The 602-nt window shown below is 44.7% G+C and carries 1 protein-coding gene; it reads right to left on the reverse strand.

The window, feature by feature from the left end:
* Positions 1-424, reverse strand: a 424-nt coding sequence (locus tag J7439_RS25900) for a hypothetical protein (RefSeq protein ID WP_209204935.1), incomplete at its 3' end; no start/stop codon positions are given.
* Positions 425-602 lie beyond the last annotated feature (178 nt).

A 602-nucleotide genomic window follows, 5' to 3' on the forward strand; every position in this document is an offset into this window, starting at 1 on the left:
GTTCTGACCCGGTCGCAAATAAATCAAAATCCGGCGACAATAAATCAGAATCCGATTCCCAAATGTCAATGTCAATTCCGTTCAGCCCAAGAGGGTCTTTTTTTCTGCATTCCAAGGCTGAATGCCAAGCGTTTTGTGTCTGTTTATCCACATCATAATGGTTGATCTTTTGGAGGACACTCATTAACTGCGGAAGTATCATCTCTTTCCGATAGGGTTCCAATAGTTCAAGTTCTCTATTCCCCAATATCGGAAAACGATCCAGCTCTTCCATTGCCGCTTCAAAGGTAAATGTCGGCCCTTGAAGGCTCCTGGTGGAATCCTGATCCCAAGGGAGTGTCGTGCTTGCAGGAGGTTGTTGCAGAGCGATGGCTGTTACTACGGGTGTTTTTGTTGTCTCAATCTGTACCAAATTTTCAGCCACTGCATTTCTAACGAGTTCAGGAACAACACCCTCATTATCATTTCGGATAATCGGGCTGAGCGCCTTACATAAACTGGTGGTTAGCTGGCCGTTGCTGGCATAGTGTTCCAGAGATGACCAAACCACTGGCTTTAATGGTTTGTTGTATTTGATGATGTTGATAATCATAGAAGGTGAC

Source organism: Salinisphaera sp. G21_0, from assembly GCF_017744115.1.
Taxonomy (GTDB): Bacteria; Pseudomonadota; Gammaproteobacteria; order Pseudomonadales; family Endozoicomonadaceae; genus Endozoicomonas.